14 protein-coding genes and 5 pseudogenes are annotated in these 19,154 nt (G+C 69.4%); 10 read left to right on the top strand and 9 right to left on the bottom strand.

The window, feature by feature from the left end:
* Positions 1-648: 648 nt before the first annotated feature.
* Positions 649-1,488 (bottom strand): SDR family oxidoreductase, encoded by an 840-nt coding sequence (locus tag ACFWJW_RS03970; protein ID WP_387234516.1) that lies wholly within the window; start codon positions 1,486-1,488, stop codon positions 649-651.
* 92 nt (positions 1,489-1,580) lie between these two features.
* Between ACFWJW_RS03970 and ACFWJW_RS03965 the strand changes: the two genes are divergently transcribed.
* The 3 genes and pseudogenes from ACFWJW_RS03965 (at position 1,581) to ACFWJW_RS03955 (ending at position 2,712) form a co-directional block, all read left to right on the top strand.
* The gene (locus tag ACFWJW_RS03965; RefSeq protein WP_387234513.1) at positions 1,581-1,952 is read left to right on the top strand and encodes a winged helix-turn-helix transcriptional regulator; all 372 of its coding nucleotides are present in this window, start codon (positions 1,581-1,583) and stop codon (positions 1,950-1,952) included.
* A 39-nt stretch (positions 1,953-1,991) separates the two neighbouring features.
* A pseudogene (locus ACFWJW_RS03960) lies at positions 1,992-2,285 on the top strand (transposase); the annotation flags it as partial.
* Between the two features lie 190 nt (positions 2,286-2,475).
* Complete coding sequence (locus tag ACFWJW_RS03955; protein WP_387234511.1) at positions 2,476-2,712, top strand: hypothetical protein; 237 nt, start codon at positions 2,476-2,478, stop codon at positions 2,710-2,712.
* A gap of 148 nt (positions 2,713-2,860) precedes the next feature.
* On the opposite strand, the gene ACFWJW_RS03950 is transcribed toward ACFWJW_RS03955, so the two are convergent.
* Positions 2,861-3,694, bottom strand: a complete 834-nt coding sequence (locus tag ACFWJW_RS03950) for a PIG-L family deacetylase (protein WP_387234508.1) — start codon at positions 3,692-3,694, stop codon at positions 2,861-2,863.
* Positions 3,695-4,208: 514 nt separating this feature from the next.
* On the opposite strand from ACFWJW_RS03950, the gene ACFWJW_RS03945 reads away from it, so the two are divergent.
* Entirely contained in the window at positions 4,209-4,589 is a 381-nt protein-coding gene (locus ACFWJW_RS03945; RefSeq protein WP_387234505.1) for a hypothetical protein, read from the top strand.
* A 307-nt stretch (positions 4,590-4,896) separates the two neighbouring features.
* Here ACFWJW_RS03945 and ACFWJW_RS03940 read toward each other — a convergent pair whose 3' ends face one another.
* Positions 4,897-5,163, bottom strand: coding sequence for a hypothetical protein (locus ACFWJW_RS03940; protein WP_387234503.1), 267 nt, complete (start codon positions 5,161-5,163; stop codon positions 4,897-4,899).
* A 382-nt stretch (positions 5,164-5,545) separates the two neighbouring features.
* On the opposite strand from ACFWJW_RS03940, the gene ACFWJW_RS03935 reads away from it, so the two are divergent.
* Positions 5,546-6,199: a hypothetical protein gene (locus ACFWJW_RS03935; protein WP_387234500.1), complete on the top strand. Its 654-nt coding sequence runs from the start codon at positions 5,546-5,548 to the stop codon at positions 6,197-6,199.
* A 178-nt stretch (positions 6,200-6,377) separates the two neighbouring features.
* Here the strand turns inward: ACFWJW_RS03935 and ACFWJW_RS03930 are convergent.
* The 3 genes and pseudogenes from ACFWJW_RS03930 to ACFWJW_RS03920 form a co-directional block, all read right to left on the bottom strand.
* Positions 6,378-6,610 (bottom strand): annotated as a pseudogene (locus ACFWJW_RS03930) (site-specific integrase); the annotation flags it as partial.
* Positions 6,611-6,850: 240 nt separating this feature from the next.
* A complete protein-coding gene (locus ACFWJW_RS03925) occupies positions 6,851-8,017 on the bottom strand; it encodes a serine hydrolase domain-containing protein (RefSeq protein WP_387234497.1) in 1,167 nt (388 codons plus the stop codon).
* Positions 8,018-8,071: 54 nt separating this feature from the next.
* Entirely contained in the window at positions 8,072-9,271 is a 1,200-nt protein-coding gene (locus ACFWJW_RS03920) for a serine hydrolase domain-containing protein (protein ID WP_387234494.1), read from the bottom strand.
* A gap of 141 nt (positions 9,272-9,412) precedes the next feature.
* Here ACFWJW_RS03920 and ACFWJW_RS03915 point away from each other — a divergent pair, with 141 nt between their 5' ends.
* A complete protein-coding gene (locus ACFWJW_RS03915) occupies positions 9,413-10,654 on the top strand; it encodes a sensor histidine kinase (RefSeq protein ID WP_387234491.1) in 1,242 nt (413 codons plus the stop codon).
* Between the two features lie 82 nt (positions 10,655-10,736).
* Positions 10,737-11,417 (top strand): response regulator transcription factor, encoded by a 681-nt coding sequence (locus tag ACFWJW_RS03910; RefSeq protein WP_030989748.1) that lies wholly within the window; start codon positions 10,737-10,739, stop codon positions 11,415-11,417.
* 161 nt (positions 11,418-11,578) lie between these two features.
* Here ACFWJW_RS03910 and ACFWJW_RS03905 read toward each other — a convergent pair.
* Positions 11,579-12,713: pseudogene (locus tag ACFWJW_RS03905) on the bottom strand (IS30 family transposase).
* Between the two features lie 437 nt (positions 12,714-13,150).
* Between ACFWJW_RS03905 and ACFWJW_RS03900 the strand changes: the two are divergent.
* The 3 genes and pseudogenes from ACFWJW_RS03900 to ACFWJW_RS03890 form a co-directional block, all read left to right on the top strand.
* Positions 13,151-13,366, top strand: a complete 216-nt coding sequence (locus ACFWJW_RS03900; protein ID WP_387234487.1) for a DUF6243 family protein — start codon at positions 13,151-13,153, stop codon at positions 13,364-13,366.
* Between the two features lie 901 nt (positions 13,367-14,267).
* Positions 14,268-14,498 (top strand): annotated as a pseudogene (locus ACFWJW_RS03895) (hypothetical protein); the annotation flags it as partial.
* Between the two features lie 64 nt (positions 14,499-14,562).
* Positions 14,563-15,073, top strand: a pseudogene (locus tag ACFWJW_RS03890) (IS6 family transposase); the annotation flags it as partial.
* Positions 15,074-15,279: 206 nt separating this feature from the next.
* On the opposite strand, the gene glpK reads toward ACFWJW_RS03890, so the two are convergent.
* On the bottom strand, positions 15,280-16,800 hold the full coding sequence (glpK, locus tag ACFWJW_RS03885; RefSeq protein ID WP_387234484.1) for a glycerol kinase GlpK: 1,521 nt from the start codon (positions 16,798-16,800) through the stop codon (positions 15,280-15,282).
* A gap of 400 nt (positions 16,801-17,200) precedes the next feature.
* Positions 17,201-19,117, bottom strand: coding sequence for an ArnT family glycosyltransferase (locus ACFWJW_RS03880; protein WP_387234481.1), 1,917 nt, complete (start codon positions 19,115-19,117; stop codon positions 17,201-17,203).
* Between the last annotated feature and the right edge of the window lie 37 nt (positions 19,118-19,154).

Genomic DNA, 19,154 nt, shown 5'->3' with positions numbered 1-19,154 from the left:
GCCCCCCCCTTACCTACCGACTACGGTGGTTTTTTTTGGTTTATCCTTCGCGGGTACTTTCCGACCCGGTCTTTTTGCGGTTTGTTTTGGTCCCGCCCCCTGCGAGTGCCTCGCAGAAAACGACACAGGTCACTAGCCCTGTGTTTGACCTCTAGGCCAAGCACAGGGCTTTGTACGTGCCGACTTCGACTTGGCCTCCGGCGTCGTTCATGTCGTGCTCGCCAGTACTCCGGAATGAATGCTGTGGGCACAGTCAGTCGAGTCCGGATGCGGTTCGTGAGCCCACCGCAGGTGATGGATCGCCGTCCCGGCTGCGCTCAGCAGGAGCGGCTCGGCCACGGTGCCCGGGGGACCGAAGTTGGCGTACAACAGCCGTGGTTGGCAGGCGCAGCCGTGCGAGCTGTAGACGTGGTCCCGGTGTGGTCGACGGCGGTGTGCGGCACTGCGTGGCCGGCCCCGCAGCAGTCTGTTCTGTAGGGCCTGGCCTGAGGGCCTGCGCGGCCCGGCCCTCGCGTGCCGACGACGGCGGCACAGAGAGGTGGGCGCCCCGTGCGACGGTAGCCGTAGCCGTAGCCGTAGCCGTAGCCGTAGCCGTAGCCGTAGCCGTAGCCGCACGAGGCTGCCCGGGCACTTCGGTTGAGGTGTGCCTCAGCGGAAAGCGGCGATGTTGCGGGCGACCCAGTCGTTGAACGGGCGGGGGGCGCGGCCGAGGACTCGTTCCACGTCCGGGCTGATTCGTAGTTCGGCCGGGTTCGGGGCGGCGATGATGTCCAGGGTGTCGTCGGCGAGTTCCGCAGGCACCAACTGGGTCATCGCGGCCTTGGCCTCGTCGCGGGTGAGTTCGTGGAACCGCACCGGCGAGTCGAGCGCGGCGGCGATGGCCTGTGCCTGCTGACGCGGCGTGATCACTTCGGGCCCGGTCAGCTCGTACACCCCGCCGGTGTGCCGGTCGTCCACCAGGCAGGCCGCCGCGACCTCGGCGATGTCCGCCGGGTCGATGACCGGCACCCCGACGTCGCCGAAGGGTGCCGCGACCGCCCTTCGCGTGCGGACGGACTCCGCCCAGGCCAAGGCATTGGAGGCGAAGCCGCCCGGCCGCAGGACGGCCCACTCCAGGCCGGACTCCCGCAACACGTCCTCCAGCGCGCGCATCGCGACCCGCGACGGGCCGAGCGGCCTGGTCGCCACCCCCTGCGAGGACAGCAGGACGATCCGGCGGACCCCACTGGCCTTGGCCAGGCCGATGATGTCGGCCGGCCTGGCTCCGGGGGCGTGCAGGTCGCCGGACAGCAGGAGGAACAGCGCCTTGGCCCCGTCCAACGCGGGCGTGAGGCCCGCCGGCTCGGCCAAGTCGGCGGCCGCGTGCCGGACGCCGTCCGGCACCGGCGCCGCGTGCCGCGACACCGCTGTCACCTGCTCGCCCGCCTCGGTCAGGGCCCGCGTCAAAGGCCGGCCCACGTTCCCGGTAGCCCCGGTCACCACGATCATGTTCAGCTCCTAGTCCGTTGTGCGCTGCGGCATTTGACGTTAGGAGGAGGGCTTACTTTTCGTAAGAACATACCTAGAGGTAAGCTCCAGACATGAAGGAAGGTGCGCAGCTGACGCAGGTCGAGGTGGGCCAGCGGTATGAGGTGTTTCACACCGACTGCCCCGCGCGGGACGTGGTCGACCACGTGACCAGCCGGTGGGGTATCTGGGTGCTGATCTCCTTGCGGAGTAACGACCTTCGGTTCTACGAGCTGCGCAACAGCATCCAGGGCATCAGTGAGAAAATGCTGACTCAGACCCTGCGCGCGCTCGTCAAGGACGGCCTGGTCCGGCGGGAGGTCGAGCCGACGACGCCGCCCCAAGTCACCTACGGGCTCACTGAGTTCGGTCAGGAGGTCGGCGAGCCACTGACGGATTTGTTCCATCGGATCACACAGCGGCTACCACCGCGCAGCCTGGGATAGTGCGGTAGTGGGGTCCACCTGCCGGAGAGGTGCGGCAACCTGGCCGACCAGGCGTACTCCTCCCGCGCGATCCGCGACCACCTGAGCAAGCGCGGCATCCGTACGGTGATCCCCGTGCCGGCAGACCAACGTGGCCATCGGCTGCGGCGGGGCAGCCGGGGCGGGAGACCGCCGGCGTTCGACCGCGAGACCTACAAACAGCGCAACACCGTCGAACGGTGCATCAACCGCCTGAAGCAGTGGCGCGGCATCGCCACGCGCTACGAGAAGACCGCGACCATCAACCTGGCCGGACTCCATATCGCTGGCGTCTTCCTCTGGTCCTCTTGCTGACGTAGGGAAGCTGTGTGGGGTATCTGACGTGGATCGGTACGCCCGTTGTCAGATGTTGCCGGCAGCATCCCCGCTATGAAGACCATCCTTACCCCCACCGCGGCCTTTCGACCTCACCGCGCTCTTCCCTCAACTGGCCCAGCTGGCACGCACGGCGACCCGGTTGCATCCGCGCCCCGAGCCTCCGACCGTGCACGACAGCTCCGTCGGCGGGCCGCTCCTGTGGCCCGCCGACGAGCCGTGGCCCCACTGCGACGAGCCGCACAACAGTCGCGCGGCGCCGGTGGTCCATTCACCGGACGACATCCGGCTCAAACGCCGCGTCTGCGCCGCATCGGCCCAGCGGCTGCACCTCAACCCCGAGGCACCCCAGTGGCCCCCTGAGGAGCTGGCGACCTTGGAGCAGATCAGAGCGGGCCGCCCGTGATCCGACGCCCCGATCCCCCTCCTCCCCGTCGCCCAGCTCTACGCGCGCGACGTCCCCTTCCCCCGCCCGCCCGACGCCGACCTCCTCGACGTGCTCGATCGTGCTGTGCGGCTGATGACCTTTCCCAGGCCCCGATGGGACGGTCGGATCAGCGCAGTCCGGCGAAGAGATCGTTCTCGGGTACGGCCCCGCCGGTGGCGTCCTGGACACGTACGAAGGTCTCCATGCCCATCAACTCGCCGAACCTCTCCTTGCCCATCTTGAGAAAGAAGATGTTCTCGCCCTGACTGGCGTGTGCGGCCAGTGCGTCGAACTTCTGGCCGCTGAACGCGGTGGTGTCCACCCACGTGGTGATCTCATCGTCGGGGAGGCCGATCTCGGCCATCGCGGCGGCCTCGGCAGGATCCGGCTCCGGCATGTCCTCGTGGAACTCGCGCATTATCTCCCCGAACCGCTGCATCATCGAGCGGGGCATCGTTGTCCAGTACACCTTCGGTGTCAGCTCGGTCATCTCCAGCGCCGCCATCGTGATGCGGTGGGCCTGGATGTGGTCGGGGTGGCCGTAGAAGCCGTTCTCGTCATAGGTGACGACCACGTCGGGTCGGTAGTGCCGCATGAGCTCCGCGAGTCGGGCGGCGCCTTCCTCCACGGGGGTCTGCCAGAAGGATCCAGGGGCGTCGTTGCTCGGCCAGCCCATCATCCCGGAGTCGGCATAGTCCAGCATTTCCAGATCGCTGATCTTCAGGGCTTCACAGCTCGCCTGGAGTTCTTGACGGCGCATCAAGGCGACGGCCGCCGGATCGTGCCCGGCCTCGCCCGGCTTGGCACCCCCTGGTCCGTCACCGCAACCGCCGTCGGTACACGTCACGAGAACCGTGCGGATACCCTCCGCCGCGTACCGCGCGAGGACCCCTCCGGTTCCGGTGGCCTCGTCGTCGGGGTGGGCGTGCACTGCCATGAGCGTCAAGGGCCGGTCAGTCATGAACAAGTCCTCCTGCGGAATACATCCTGGTCTGAGTGCGCGGCGGGCGTGCCGCGATCCCGGGGGCCCGGATCCTTCCGGGGCGGATGGCCATGTGCCCACCGTGCGACGCCGGTCCCTTGGTCGATGCAACAGTGCCGGCAGGACGGCCATTCCCAGAGGTGCAGAGCCGCGGGCCTGGGGCACAGGAAGCGGCCGCCGCGTACCGCTCTGAGCACCCGTCCGCATTCAACCCGGTGGTAAGCCCCTGGTGTTGAAGGGCGCCAAGGCTTGCCTGCCGGGCGTGCCTCTTGCTGTGCTTCCTGCGGTTTCCCCTACCAACCCCCCTATGCCGTCCCCTCCGGCGCAAGAGGCTAAAGCCACAGTTCAGAGGCCGTGGTCAAGGGCTGCACGGCACTCCGACAACCCTCCTTCCCCTCTTTCTTGTCAGTGGTGGGTGTTGGTGAGTTGAGGGTGGGGCGTCCGGGTTCCGGGCCGGGGCTCGTGGCCGCATGGCCGAGGGACGCACCGGCGTGTGACTGGTGCGGGGGAGAGGGGTGGGAGTGGGTGGGACGAGGCGCCGGCAGTACGGGTCGACGGCCAGGACGCGGCAGATGTTCTCGCGGCGCTGGGTGTGGTGAAGGCGGCGACCGCCGAGCAGATCCCGGAGCTGATGTGTCCGGGTACGGCCAGTGCGCAGACCGTCCGCAACGGCTGCCTCGACCTCGGCCGTGACGGCCTGGTGGAGTCGCTCGGCTCGGCCGGCCGCACCAACGCGAACGGCAACCTGGTCTCCGAGAAGCTGTGGAACCTGACCGGGCCCGGGCTGGAGGCCGCGGCCGCGGTGCTGGAAAAGTGCGGGAGATGGGCGGCACCGCCTGCGGCGCCGCGCGCTCGGGTGCCAAGCACGCGGTGAAGCTCACCGACACCTCGCCGCGTTCCTCCAGCCCCCACCCGAACCGCCCAGCCCGTACCCCGCAAACACCCCCAGACCGCCACCACCGCCCCCTCCAGCGCCCCGGCGGACAACGACACCGCCACTGCCCCCTGTGGCCACTCAGGAACGCCCGCAGGGACTCTGGCAGATCGGCTCCTGGGCGACGGAGGTGGTGCTCCCGGTCACCGGCACGCTCACTGTGACGGCCCCGACCGACGTGGCGGAATCGGGGCCGTCCGTTTCTGGAAGTAGCTGTCAGCGTGTCGCCTTCGGCTGACCCCCAAGCTCAGTCGTCAGCTAACCGACAGGCTGTGGAGGCGTGCCTTTCCTTCACATCTATGCCGATGAGCCGTACGGTGCAGGCGAGTCTATTCAGGGAACCGCCGTACGCGCCCGTCTTGCAATGGGCCTTGACCTTCGGGCCGACGACATAGCCCTTCTGCTTGAGGTACGTCTGGCATTGTGAGGCGCTGGCCTCGGCGGGGGAGGCCAGCGCCAGAGAACCGGCGGCCAGGGAGAGCCCCGCAACGGCAACCGCGATCGCGCGCTTCACGAAATGATCACCTTCCTTGGAGTGCATCCGACCCCGGGCAATGAGGGTTGTGGCATGTGCCTCGCCTGTATGTCCGAGGATCCGTCACCGACCAGCCTGCCGGGGCCCTTGACGAAGGTCGTTAGCAGTGGCTCCACACCTCTGCGCAATCCGTCCACACTCCGCCGGATACACGGAGTGAGCCAGCCACCCGCGGGACGCCTCGGGGAGCGGCGGCCGTGAGCGGTCTTGAGCTGACCCCATGCTGACGCCCCACCAGTCCGGGGAGATGGGCGGGGCGGTGCGGTGGTGGCTCTGACCTTGGGGGTTCGCAATTTTCATCAAGGCCCGCGAGAACCTTCCGGATGATCCGCTGTCAGTGGTGACTGGCAGCATGGCGATCATGAGCCGAATCATCTCGTTCAACACCGCAGACAAAGCGGATGTCGTGGCATTTCTCGGGGCCGCCGGGAGCCTGACATCTGACCAGCAGCGCAACCTCGGCGTCATACGCGAGCTCGCGCAGGCCCGTCAACGTGACCTCGACCATGAGGGCCTCGACTGGGGCCTGTCCATCCCGGAAGCGCTCGACCACCTCATAGCCGGCCACGCCAGCTCAGACGCTGAATACGCGGCTGCCGCCTACTACAGCGCCCTCCAGCTCATCATCGACCGCAACGGCTCTGACCCATCCGACCTGGGCGTCTACTCCAAGCCCGGCACCTTCTTCAGCCTGCTGGACGACGAACTTCGCCGCCTGGGGGTGAGCGCCGACCTCCTGCCCCATGCCTACCTATTCGCCGGGCCGCCCGACGAGATCCCCTTCTACATCCCGTATCCCGTGGACGGCCCGCACATCGGCATGTGGCCGCTGGCCAAGGCCAAGCCCGCCGCAGACGCCTACCGCACGGTCCTGGGCCGGATGGACGACGGGTTCACCTACGACACCCAACACCTCATCGAAAAGCTGGAATTCGAGCACACCGAGTGGGAGTTCGCCACGAAGAACCTCGACTGGTACACCCAGGACACGATCTTCTTCTCCATCAAGGGCTGACGTGCCATCGCCGCCCAGCTCGGGTGTGGCCGCCACCACGTAGGCCGGGTAGCTGGCTTGGAAAGCGTGTTGGGGGCACCCCCCCCACGAGTTCGAATCTCGTATCCTCCGCCATTGCTCTCACCGGGCAATACGTCGAAGGGCCCCACCGCTTGCGGTGGGGCCCTTCGACGTTGTCTCAGCCCTTGTTGTCCTGGCCCTTGTCCACAAGAGCTGTTTCCGGGGCTCCCCAGATCGCCGCGCCGATCTTCCGGGCCACTTCCTTCAACAGGTGGTCGGGGAGATGGAGATACCGCGCCGCATCCGTGCGGCCCCGCCCGGTTCCCAACCCATGATCTGGTCGATCACCCGGTCCGGGACGCCCAGCACCATGAGCACCGTTCCGGCCTTGTGCAGGACGTCGTGCAGTCGGGCCGTCCAGGTGGCGGGCGACGACCGAGGTCCGGTAGGCCATCGCTGATCAGGTGATCCAGGCTCCAGCGATCAAGGAGTTCCCTCACGAGGTGGGCGACCAAGCGGCCCTCCAGATCGGCCGGGCCGGCGTCGTGGGCGGTGACGATGTGGCGGCTGTGTGCACACATGAGACCGATGGGCCCGACCCCACGTCGGGCCCATCGGTCGTTTTGCTTCACGGAACGCCCTCGGCGGGGTTCAGCGGCACAGGGCGGTGTCCACGGCGCGTTCGAGATTCCTCCGGCCCGCCTCGTCGGTGAGCTGCATGGTGACCGCGACGTTGGTGGCGCGGCCGTCGTCGGTGGCGCCGCCCCGGGTCTCGTACCCCGGGAAGCTGCCGCCGTGGCCCCAGGAGAGGCCGCCGCACCGCAGCGGCCTGCTGACGAGTCCAAGTCCGTAGCGGGCGCCGGGGCCGAAGGTCGCTTCGGCGGGGACGGTGGAGCGCATCTGGGCGAGCTGGCCCGAGGGCAGGAGGCGGCCGGCCAGGAGTGCGCTGAAGAAGCGGTTGAGGTCGGAGCCGGTGGAGACCATCTGGCCTGCCGCCCAGCCCCAGGAGGGGTCGATCTCCGTGATGTCGCGCAGCGGCACGTCCGCCGATTCCCGGTAGTAGCCGTGGGGGTGGGGCTCCCGAATGCTCGCGTCACCGGGGGCGGGGAAGTAGGTGTGGCGCAGCCCGGCGCGTCGGACGACGCGCCGGTCGATCGCCTCGGCGAGGGGGCGGCCGGTGACCTTCTGGACGATCAGGCCGGCGAGCACGTAGTTGGTGTTGCTGTACTTCCAACTCGTCCCGGGGGCGAAGTCGGCCGGCTGCTGGAGGGCTGTGGCGAGCAGTTCGCGGGGGGTGTGGTACCGGACGTCGTCCCCGAGGTGGTTGCTGTAGTTGGGGAGTCCGCTGGTGTGCTGGAGGAGCTGGCGGACGGTGATGCGGCGCCCGTCGATCCCCTTTCCGCGGACGAGGCCGGGCAGGTAGGTGTCGACGGAGGCGTCCAGGTCCACCCTCCGCTCCGCGAGGAGCTGGAGGACCACGACCGCGACGAAGGTCTTGGTGTTGCTGCCGATCCGCACCTGCCCGTCGACGGGTACCGGTGCGCCGGTGGCCAGGTCGCCGAGCCCTGCGGTGTAGGTCCGGGTGTGGCCGTCACGGTCCTTGACGCTCGCCAGCGCGGCGGGCATCCCGTCGTCGCGCACCAGCGCGTTCAGGCTCTGCTGGACGGCGTCCGGCCTGGTGGCGGAGGCGGCGGGCGGGGCGAGGGCGCCCGGTGTCATGACGCCGATGGCCACCGCGACCGCGGCGGGCAGGGCCCGTCGCCGCGGGCCCTGCTGCCGGCCCGGCGAGCGAAGCCCTTGCCGTGTCTGTCCACGCATGAGTCAACTCCTGAGGAATCGTTGGACCGTTGTTCGGGTTGCCGGGTGCGTGATTCAGCCGCACAGGGCCCTGTCCACGGCGTCCTTCACGTGCTGCGTGGCTGCCTTGTCCGTCGGGACGCTGGTGACCGCGACGTTGGCGGCGCGGCCGTCGTCGGTGACACCGCCCCGGGTCTCGTACCCCGCGATGTCGCCGCCGTGGCCCCAGTAGACGCCGCCGCACGACAGCGGCCTGCTCGTGAGCCCCAGCCCGTAGCGGAGGCCGGAGGTCCCGGCGGGGACGGTCGTGCGCATCTCGGCGAGCTGGGCCGCCGGGAGGAGGCGGCCGGCGAGGAGCGCGGTGAAGAAGCGGTTGAGGTCGGAGTTGGTGGAGATGAGCTGGCCTGCGGCCCAGCCTGCGGAGGGGTCCATCTCCGTGAAGTCGCGCAGCGGTGTGTTCGCCGGGTTGCGGTGGTAACCGTGGGGGTGCGGCTCTCGGATGGTCATCTCGCCGGGGGTGGGGAAGTAGGTGTGGCGCAGCCCGATGGGCTTGATGATGCGCCGGTCCATCTCCTCGGCGAGGGGGCGGCCGGTGACCTTCTGGACGATCAGACCGGCCAGGACGTAGTTGGTGTTGCTGTACCCCCACGTCGTCCCCGGAGCCGCGTCGGCCTTGTACCGGAGGGCGATGTCGAGCAGCTCGCGGGGCTCGAAGTACCGGTTCCTGATCTCGTCGTCGTCGACGTGGATGCCGTACTCGGGGAGTCCGCTGGTGTGCTGGAGGAGCTGACGGACGGTGATGCGGCGCCCGTCGATCCCCTTTCCGCGGACGAGGCCGGGCAGGTAGGTGTCGACGGTGGCGTCGAGGCCGATCTTCCCTTCGCCGACCAGCTGCAGGACCACGACCGCCGTGAACGCCTTGGTGTTGCTGCCGATCCGTACCTGGCCGTCCCTGGGCACCTTCGAGCCGGTGGTCAGGTCGCCAACTCCTGCGGTGTAGGTCCGGGTGCGGCCGTCACGGTCCTTGACGCTCGCCAGCGCGGCGGGCATCCCGTCGTCGCGCACCAGCGTGTTCAGGGCCTGCTGGACGGCGTCCGGCCTGGCGGCGGCAGCAGCGGAGGCGGCAGAATCCGGGGCGGAGGCGGCGGGTGGGGCGAGGGCGCCCAGTGTCATGGCGCCGATGGCCGCCGCGACCGCGGCCGACACGGCTCGTCGCCGTCTGCCGCCCTGCTGCCGGGTCGTGGAACGAAGGCCCTGCCGGGTCTGAGCACGCATAAGTCAACTCCTGGGGAATCGTTTGGTCGAGGTACGATCCTGGTTTCCAGGGCCCGCTGACCGCATCGCGGGAAGGCGGGAGAAATTGCTCCCCCGATCGGGGGAGGCTGCCGGGGGGGCTGCCCGGCGATACTGGCGCCCATGATCAGGGGAATTCGGCCGCTGCTGCGCGGCTCCACGTATGCGGGTGTGCTGTTCGCCTATTGCGGCGCGCTGGCGAGCCTTCCGCTGCTGCCTTTCGCCCTGTTGCCGGCGCTGTCGTGGCGATCTGCTTCCGAGAGCGTGCAGATCGTCCTGGTCCTGCTGGTCTGGGCGGTCCTGGTCGGCGTGGTCGGCCTGGCGCGCCCCGTACGACGGGCGCTGGTCGTGTCGGCCCGCCGGTTGCTGCGGGTGCCGCTGCCGAATCCGGTGGCCGGTCGCCGGCCCTCCGGTTCACTCGGCCTCGACCGCTGGCGGACTCCGCTCTGGCTTGTGCTGCACGTGGCCGTCGGTTGGACGGGGGCGCTGGCGAGCGGGGTGCTGTTCATCATGGGCCTCTCCCTGCCGGGGAACTGGCTCGGCGCCGAGGCGCGGGCGAGTCTGTTCGGCACGTCGGTCCGGGTGTCGGGCGGGTGGAGCTGGGTGGTGGCGGCCGTGTGCATCCTGCTGGCGGTAGCCATCTGCGTACTGGTGACGAAGGCCCTGCGGTGGGCGGCGCCACGGCTGCTGGGGCCGTCGGCGGCCGAACGGCTCGCGCTGGCCGCCGAGCGGGAACAGCTGCTGGCCGAACGCAACCGGATTGCCCACGAGTTGCACGACTCGATCGGGCACACGCTGACGGCGGCCACCATCCAGGCGGCGGTGGCGGGCGAGGCGCTCTCCGCCGACCCGGCGACGGCGCGGGCCGCCATGCGCAGCATCGAGGAGTCGACGCGGGCCGCGCTGGAGGACCTGGACTACGTGCTCGGAGTGCTGCGCGAGGAACAGTCGGGGACGGCGCCGACCCGGACCCTGGCCGACCTCCCCGAGCTGCTGGACCGCCTGCGGCACGCGGGGGCGGTGGTGGAACCGGAGCTGTCGGGCGACCTGGCGCAGGTGCAGGGGACGCTCTCCCGGGCGGCGTACCGGATCCTCCAGGAGGGGCTGACGAACGCGCTGCGCCACGGGGCGGGCGGCCCGATCGTGGCCCGGGTGGCGGCCGGGCCGGGCGGACTGGATCTCACGGTGGTCAACCGGACCGGGGTGCGGACGGGCCCGGGCCCGGGTGCCTTCCCGACCTCCGGCCACGGTCTGCCCGGACTGGCCGAGCGCGTCCGGCTGCTGCACGGCGAGTTCCAGGCCGGCCCGGACGGGACGCAGCACTGGCGGCTGGCCGTCCGGCTGCCGGCGCGGGTGTCGCCGTGAGTGGATCCGACGCGGGCGAAGGTATGGCCCTCCGGCTGCCGGTACGGGTGTCGGCGTGAGTGGATCCGACGCGGGCGAAGTCATGCCCCTTCCCCCCGTCACCAGCCCCGCCGTCACCCTCCTGATCGCGGACGACGAGGAGGTGACCCGCAGCGGCCTGCGCATGCTGCTCGCCGCACAGCCGGGCATCACGGTGGTCGGCGAGGCCGCCGACGGCGTCGAGGCGGTCGAACGGGCGCAGAGCCTGCGGCCGGACGTGGTCCTGATGGACGTACGGATGCCGCGTCGCAACGGGATCGAGGCCACCCGCCAACTGCTGGCCGAAGCGGCCGACCCGCCGAAGGTCGTGGTGATCACCACCTTCGAGAACGACGGCTACGTCACCGCCGCCCTCAGCGCGGGCGCCAGCGGCTTCGTCCTCAAGCGCCTCCCGGTCCGTCAGATCGCTGAGGCGGTCCGGGTGGTGGCGGCGGGCGAAGCGGTCCTCTTCCCGGCCGCACTGGGCCGCATGGTCGCCGCCCGCCCGCTGGGCTCTGCCGAGGCGCTGCCGCACGCCGCCCTGACCGGCCGGGAGGAGGAGGTGCTGCGCCTGATGGCCACCGGGCTCTCCAATCCGGAAATCGCGGAGTCCCTCACGGTGAGCCTGGAGACGGTCAAGACCCACGTCGGAAACGTGCTGACCAAGCTCGGCGCGCAGAACCGGACCCATGCGGTGGTGATCGCGTACGAGTCCGGCCTGGTGGTCCCGGGCTTCGCCGGCTGACCGGCTTCCGCCCCTCTGCGCGGTCGCCCGCAGGCTGCTCAGTACCGGCCGCGACGTAACTCCACAGCTACTCGTATCCTCCGCCCGGCCTCACCGGGCTGAACGAAGGCACCGCCGGAATGGGCGGATTTCAGGGGTCGTTGCAACACGTGGTTGGTTGATCAGGCCGCGAGCAGTTTATGCAGGCGCTCGGCTGGGGTTTCCCAGTCGAGTGTTTTGCGTGGGCGGCTGTTGAGTTTGGCGGCGACTGTGGCCAGTTGCTCGGGGCCGTGCGCGGAGAGGTCGGTGCCCTTGGGAAAGTACTGCCGCAGCAGGCCGTTGGTGTTCTCGTTCGAGCCGCGTTGTCAGGGGCTGGCCGGGTCGCAGAAGTAGACCGGGACGTCGGTGGGGACGGTGAAGGCGTGGTGGGCGGCCATCTCGGAGCCCTGGGCCCAGGTCAGTGACTTGGTCAGGTGCCGCGGCAGGGCCTGGACGGTCGTCTGCAAGGCGGTGCTGACGTCTTCGGCGCCGCGGCCTGGGGCAGGTGGACGAGCATGATGTAGCTGGTGGCCCGCTCGACCAGGGTGCCGATGGCGGAGGCGCTGTCCTTGCCGATGATCAGGTCGCCTTCCCAGTGGCGGGGGACAGCCCGGTCGTCCGCTTCGGCGGGCCGTTCGCTGATCATGACCATGGGGTGGGAGAAGCGTGGCTGGCGGGATGCGGCCTGGCGGTGCGGCTTGCGCCGGGCCCGACCGGTGCGTAGGGCTCTGGCCAGCTCCCGGCGCAGTTCCCCGGCGGCCTTGCGCGTAGAGGGCTTGGTAGATCGTCTCGTGGATAACGTGCATCTCCGGCCGGTCGGGGAACCGTCTGCGAAGAGCGTGACAGATCTGTTCCGGGCTCCACCGCATCGCCAGGTGGGCCTGGATGAAGTCCCGCAGCTCGTTGTTCTGGCCGATCTTGCCGGGCTTGGGCCGGGGCCGGCGCCGGTCGGCCCGGCGCTGAGCGGCGTGGGGGCGGTAGACCCATCGGGCGTGGCCCCCCGCGCAGAGGCATGCCATTGCGGCGTATCTCCCGGCTGATCGTGGACGGGCTACGGCCCAGCTCGGCGGCGATGGCACGGACGGACGCCTTCTCCCGCAGCCGGTCGGCTATGTGGATGCGTTCGTCGTCGCGCAGGTACCTCGTCGGCGAGGGCACGGGCTCCTGCCCTGCGAGAGCAGGAGCCCGCCGTCGCTTTGGGTCGGTACGGCCGTTTCGCCATTCGCGGCCGGTCCGGTCATGGACGCCAACGCGTCGGCTTGCCTCTTTGTTTGTCAGCCCCATCTGCACGAGCCGGAAGTATTCCTCCCGCTCGGCTTGGAGCTCCACAGGCCCCTGAGCCTTGCGGATCTTACGGATCTCGAAGTCCATCGCACCCCTTGAGCTGGGGTGTTGCGACGCCCCCTAGAACTGAAGATGCTCTGGCGGGGCTTCTGGCGTGGCGGGCTAAAGGTTGTCCCGTGACGGCGGGGCGGTGCTGAGATTCCCGGAAGGAAACGGCTGGCCCCGGGCGCTCGCCGAAGGCCGGCCGACGCTGGGCCGGCGAAAAGGTTGTGTGCGGGGCCGACGGAACCGGGTAATGTCCTTGTCATGTTCTTCCAGACGCCGATTTACGAGTGAGAGCGTGACGGGCCCCTGCTGACGTCCTTCGACGTCGCCGCCCGTCCCCCACCGATGAATCCGTAGATCACTTCACACCATTACCGGGAGAACCCGTGACCGTGAGCAAGAACATCAACAACCCCGTGGGCATGGGCGGCGGCCAGCGCAAGAGGCTGTCCCGCGCCGAACGGCAGAACAACGGTCCGCACCGCAACCTCGACCGCCAGGGTGCAGCCGCCCAGAAGGCGGAGCTGGTGCGCAAGATGCGCGAGAAGGCAGGCGCAGCTGAGGGCGCCGGGCAGGCGGGCGACGACACCGCACAGAGCTGACGCACCGCCGCCGCAGGGCGGCACCGCACGGGGCAGGGTCCGGACCGCGACGCGCGGGACGGGCCCTGCTGCCGTACCGGGGCTCTGGTGGGCGGCGGGATGACGAGTGACGTGAGTGACACCCATGAGGAATTGATCGAGGCGGCCGGGGAGGCGTATCCGCATGAACATGCCGTCTCCGCCCCGCCATGGACGACGATGCCGGAGTCCTGGGCACCTGCGGAGCAGGTTGCAGACTCTGCAGAACTGGAGTCAAGCAGGGATGAACGAGCAAACCCAGATTGCTCCCCAATGGCACCCGTACGCCTCCCGGCTGGGCGCCACTGGTGAGGGCCATCGCATCGTACGGCGCGAACACCGTCGGCCAGTTGGGCCCCGGCTCCATCACCTCGGTCGGTAACTCGTTCTGGAATCAGTGCCTTCCTGACGCTCCGGTACTCCAAGCCGACGTCGTCTGGCCTGGCATGAATGCGCAGGTCAGCGGGAATTGTCAGTGGTGCGTTCTACCGTGAAAGCCCAACTGGCAGCCAGGTGCGCTCCCGGAGCCCCCCACGAGGATGCGAAGCCGCCGTCAGCGAGCGCATCACCTCCCGACAGCAAGAACGGGACGCTGAGCCTGCCGGATGTGATAGGTCGGTTGAAGGTGTCCCGCGAGGCCCGGGCCGGATATGAGCGCGACAAGTTCCGGCTGTGGACAGACGCCGACCACGACGGTTGTGACACTCGCAAGGAAGTCCCCCTGGCCGAGGCGGTGAAGAAGCCGCGGCAGGGCAAGGGCTGCAAGCTGACCGGTGGCAGCTGGCTCTCGTCCGGTGACCTCAAAGGGCGAGCCGTCGGTGATACCCGGCCCTTCCCTGTTCGGGCCGCAGCCGATCCTCTCTGCCGCGGGCTGTTCAAGCGGCAGTCCTGCGACGGTGAGGGGCGACCGCTCGTTTCCGTCGAGGCACCGCTGCTCGTCCAGGTCGAAGGCGAGGCCGAGCGACTGCTCGGAGCTACCCCACCGCCGGTTCCCTACTGGTGGACCGAAGCCCGCGCCACCACCGGCGTCGAACATGCCGAGCAACTCGCCGGCACCTTCGCGGCCCGACCGGCAGCCCTGGCCAATGGCTCCGCCTGGCCGCCCCAGGCCGCGCAGTGCCTGGTGCCTCGTTGAAGACAGCGAGGATGCGCGGGTAGTCCGGGTGCTCGGCCAGCTCCGGCGGCAGCCAAGGCCCGGGGACAGGTGGCATCTGGACGAGGTGTTCATCAAGGTCAACGGACGGATGCGGTACCTGTGGCGGGCCGTGGGCCAGGACGGGAATGTTCCTCGACATCCTGGTGACCGACAAGCGCGACGCCGCTGCCGCGAAGCGGTTCTTCCGCAAGCTCCTCAAACAGTACGCGTACGTGCCCCGGGTGATCGTCACCGACAAGCTGCGCAGCTACGGCGCCGCGCACCGCGAGGTGCTGCCCTCGGTGGAGCACCGCAGCTCGAAGTACCTGAACAACCGAGCCGAGAACAGCCACCAGCCCACGAGGCAGCGCGAACGCCCCATGAAGAACTTCCGCTCCGCCGGCGCGGCACAGAGATTCCTCGCCGCGTTCTCCAGGATCTCGACTCTCTTCCGGCCCCGACGACATCTCCTCACAGCCAGTGACTATCGCACCGAGATGACCGACCGTTTCCGCACCTGGAAGACCATCACCGGCATGCCAGCCACCGGCTGACCGCAGGGCCCCGCACGGCACCCGCACACCATTAGCAAGTCCCAACTTGTCTTCCACGCCAGTAACTTGACGACGTCCCTCCGGCGGCTGCTTCCGATTCTCCCGGCACGGACTGCCGTCGGCCGGTGACACTCCGGCAACGGCGCCGTGTGATCGTGACGTTGAAGATGGATCTCCACGGAGCACGGCGCTTGAGGACGACGTTCTCAGTGCTCCTCTTCGATCCAGCCCGTGGTCCGCTCGACCGCCTTGAGCCAGAGTTCGTATGCGTGGTCGCGTTCGGCCGCGTCCATCCGGGGCGTCCACTCGGCGGCGCGGCGCCAGTTGGCGCGCAGTGCGTCGGTGTCCGGCCAGAAGCCGACGGCCAGTCCGGCCGCGTAGGCAGCGCCGAGGCAGGTCGTCTCGGCGACCATCGGGCGCACCACAGGGGTGTCCAGGACGTCCGACATGGTCTGCATCAGCAGGTTGTTGGAGGTCATGCCGCCGTCGACGTTCAGTGAGGTCAGGGCAACGCCGGAGTCCTTGTGCATCGCATTGACGATCTCGAGGGTCTGCCAAGCGGTGGCCTCGAGCACGGCGCGGGCGAGGTGCTGCTTGGTGACGTAGCGGGTCAGGCCCGTGATCACGCCGCGGGCGTCGGAGCGCCAGTACGGGGCGAACAGGCCGGAGAAGGCAGGGACGATGTAGCAGCCGCCGTTGTCCCCCACCGAGCTCGCCAGGGTCTCGATCTCCGCGGCGGTGCCGATCAGGCCCAGCTGGTCGCGCATCCACTGGACCAGCGAGCCGGTGACGGCGATGGAGCCCTCCAGCGCGTAGACCGGCGCCCGCCGGCCGATCCGGTGGCCGACTGTGGTCAGCAGCCCGCTGTGGGAGTGGACGGGCCGGCGGCCGGTGTTCATCAGCAGGAAGGTGCCGGTGCCGTACGTGGCCTTGGCCTCGCTTTCGGAGAAGCAGGTCTGGCCGAACAGCGCCGCCTGCTGGTCGCCGAGCGCGGAGGCGACCGGCACGCCGTAGAGGGCTCCGCCGGCCATGCCGTACACCTCGGCGGAGGAGCGGATCCGCGGCAGGATGGCAGCTGGGATATCCATGGCGGCGAGGAGGCGCTCGTCCCACTCCAGGGTGTGCAGGTTCATGAGCATGGTGCGCGAGGCGTTGGTGACGTCGGTGACGTGGACGCCGCAGGAAGGGCCGCCGGTGAGGTTCCAGATGACCCAGGAGTCCATGGTCCCGAAGAGGATCTCGCCGCGCTCGGCGCGCTCGCGCAGGCCGGCGACGTTGTCCAGCAGCCAGCGGATCTTGGGGCCGGAGAAGTAGGAGGTCAGCGGCAGGCCGGTCGCGTGGCGGAACCGGTCCTGGCCGACGTTGCCGCCGAGCTCCTTGCACAGCGCGTCGGTGCGGGTGTCCTGCCAGACGATGGCGTTGTGCACCGGCTCGCCGGTCTTCTTGTCCCAGAGGACGGTGGTCTCGCGCTGGTTGGTGACGCCGATCGCCCTGAGGCCGCGGGTGATCCCGGCTTTGTCGAGGGCGCCGGCGACGACCTCCTCGACGTTGGTCCAGATCTCGCTGGCGTCGTGCTCCACCCAGCCCGGCCTGGGGAAGATCTGCTCGTGCTCCTTCTGGTCGATGGAGACGATACGGCTGTCCCGGTCGAAGATGATGCATCGGCTTGACGTGGTGCCCTGGTCGATCGCGGCGATGAACGGGCCGGCGGTTCGCGCGTGGGTCACGGTGTGCTCCTGGAGCGGCTCAATACGGTGCGGGGTGGGGCGGCTGGGCTCGATCGACGTGGAAGCCAGCTGGTTCGGGGCGGCGCCGATTCAGCTCGTCGACGCACTCCAGCGGAGACCATGGGAGCGACTCTGCCCCGATGTCATCCACTGTTCGACAATGTCGACCGTAGGACGGCAGTTTTGTCCGCCCTGGGATTGACGTCAAGGGGTTGCCGCTCGGTAACTTAAAGTTCCGAAGATCTTTGAGCAGTGATCCAGAGCCTGTCGTGGCCGAGATCGCGCGGCGCGGCGAGGGTGCAGCCCCGTATGGCAGCCGCGCCCTGGCGGTGCACGCCTGAATACGGGAGCCGTCGCGATCCCTGAGTGTGTGGCTCGCGCAACTCGCCGTGTCAGGAGGTCATTTGCCTCCAGCGCAGTCGTAGAGGGTGAAGCTTCCGTCCGAGGTCTGACCGTAGGCGCTCGAGGCGACGGGGGTGCAGTGCTTCTTCACCCAGACCGACGCCGGTGTGGACGGGCGGCGCGTGGTGAGGAGGGCGTAGCGCAGCTGGTGGGCGGAGACCAGGTCCCTGAGCCGTGGTGCGGTCGGATAGGGGGTCAGTCCGGTGAAGCCGCCCATGACCAGTAGAGGTTGGGGGGTGGCGCGCAGCAGGGGCGAGGCGCCGTAGGCGGCTTGGGTGGCAAGCAGGTACTTCTCCCCGGAACGGTGCGCGGAGAGGTAGTTCAGCAGTGCGCTGTCCCGCCCGGACGGTTCGTTCAAGGGGTTTCGCCGGACCTTGGCCCGGTGGTGGTGCGCCTCTTGGTAGCCGGGGCCGACCGGTCCGGCCAGTGGCTCTATCGGTGAGCCGGGGTAGCGCGGGTTCAGGCAGGAGGTGGCCCAGACGGCCGGGGCGAGCAGTACGGCCGTCACGGACGCTGCCAGGATGCTGTGCATCGCCCGTCGTGTGGTGTGTGGCCCGCTGGTCCACAGGCCGACGGTCCCGCACAGGCCGAGCATCAGCACCACCGGCAGCAGCCAGGGCGCGAATTCGCTGTGCGGGCCGTGAATTGCCGCGGCCCACAGTGCGGTGAGCCCGACGGCGACGGGCAGCGCCGCGCGACGTCGGCCACCGGCGCGGTACTCGGCCCAGAGGAGGGCGCTTCCGCCACCGGTCAGCGCGGCGAGGGCCGGAGCCAGTACGGTCATGTAGTAGCCGTGGTTGCCGTTGGAGTTGCTGAAGACCACGAGGTGCACCGCCAGCCAGCCGCCCCAGAGCAGGAACCCTGTCCGCGGCCCGTCGGTGCGCGGCTGTCCGACGCGCCACCACACGCCCAGCGCCAAGACCAGTACGGCGAGCGGCAGGAGCCAGGCGATCTGCGGGCCCACGCTGTGGTTGACCACCATGGCCCAACCCGTGTTACCGGTGGTGCGGCTGGCGGCGGTGCCGGCGACGGCGCCCAGCGCATGCGGGTCGTCGCCGAAGCGGCTCAGCCCGTTGTAGCCGAAGACCAGGGTGAAGGGGTTGTTGTTGCTGGTCCCGTCGATGTAGGGACGGTTCGCGGCGGGGGTGACCCATACCAGCAGCAGCCAGGAGCAGGAGACGACGAGTGCGGTGATCCCGGCGAGCAGCAGCCGCCGGGCCCGGTCCCATCGGGAACCAGGTGCTGCCAGTTGGTACACCGCGGCGAAGACCGGCAGGACGAGCCACGCTTGGAGCATCTTGGCCTGGAAGGCCAGGCCCACCCAGGTCCCGCAGATGAGGAGCGGCAGCAGCCTCCCGGTGCGGACGGCCTTCTGAAGCGATCCTGCCGCGAGGACCAGCAGTAGGACGAGCAGGGTGTCGGGGATGTTGTGCCGGTTGAGCGCGACGGTGACCGGAGTGAGGGTGAGCACCAGCGCGGCGAGCAGCCCTGCCAAGGGGCCGGCCCAGGCACGGACGATCCGGTGCAACACCCAGACGGCGAGTACGCCCTCCAGCACCTGCGGCAGTACCGCCGCCCAGTTGTACGGTCCGAGGAGCCTGACGGAAAGGGCCTGCGGCCACAGCGCACCGGGGATCTTGTCCAGAGTGACTGAGCCGCTCGGGTCGAGCCCGCCGAAGACGAAAGCGTGCCAGTTCGCCGCCATCGACCGCACGGCCGCGGAGTAGTACGGGTGCACCGCGGCACGGTCGATGGCCCAGGTGTAGAGCACCGCGGCAGCTGCCAGGATCAGCAGCAGGGCGTAGGACTCCCGGCTGACGGCGGTCCGCTGACGGCGCTTGGCGTGGGCGCGTCTGATGCCCTGCGAGGGGTGGTGCCGGTCGGTGGCTTCCCGGGTGAGGGGGGTGGTGGCCATGGCGTGGTCTCTCCTGGGGCGGGCTGGGTGCGTCGGC

Origin of the sequence: Streptomyces sp. NPDC127097, from assembly GCF_042724075.1 — a bacterium.
Lineage (GTDB): Bacteria > Actinomycetota > Actinomycetes > Streptomycetales > Streptomycetaceae > Streptomyces.
This window is presented reverse-complemented; position numbering and strand designations above follow the sequence as displayed.

Excerpts from the sequence above, each read along its gene's own strand:
- ACFWJW_RS03910 (WP_030989748.1), top strand. The coding sequence starts at position 10,737 with ATGCCCCTTCCCCCCGTCACCAGCCCCGCCGTCACCCTCCTGATCGCG.
- ACFWJW_RS03920 (WP_387234494.1), bottom strand. The coding sequence starts at position 9,271 with ATGCGTGCTCAGACCCGGCAGGGCCTTCGTTCCACGACCCGGCAGCAG.
- ACFWJW_RS03970 (WP_387234516.1), bottom strand. The coding sequence starts at position 1,488 with ATGATCGTGGTGACCGGGGCTACCGGGAACGTGGGCCGGCCTTTGACG.
- ACFWJW_RS03915 (WP_387234491.1), top strand. The coding sequence starts at position 9,413 with ATGATCAGGGGAATTCGGCCGCTGCTGCGCGGCTCCACGTATGCGGGT.
- ACFWJW_RS03965 (WP_387234513.1), top strand. The coding sequence starts at position 1,581 with ATGAAGGAAGGTGCGCAGCTGACGCAGGTCGAGGTGGGCCAGCGGTAT.
- ACFWJW_RS03935 (WP_387234500.1), top strand. The coding sequence starts at position 5,546 with ATGAGCCGAATCATCTCGTTCAACACCGCAGACAAAGCGGATGTCGTG.
- ACFWJW_RS03880 (WP_387234481.1), bottom strand. The coding sequence starts at position 19,117 with ATGGCCACCACCCCCCTCACCCGGGAAGCCACCGACCGGCACCACCCC.
- ACFWJW_RS03925 (WP_387234497.1), bottom strand. The coding sequence starts at position 8,017 with ATGCGTGGACAGACACGGCAAGGGCTTCGCTCGCCGGGCCGGCAGCAG.
- ACFWJW_RS03950 (WP_387234508.1), bottom strand. The coding sequence starts at position 3,694 with ATGACTGACCGGCCCTTGACGCTCATGGCAGTGCACGCCCACCCCGAC.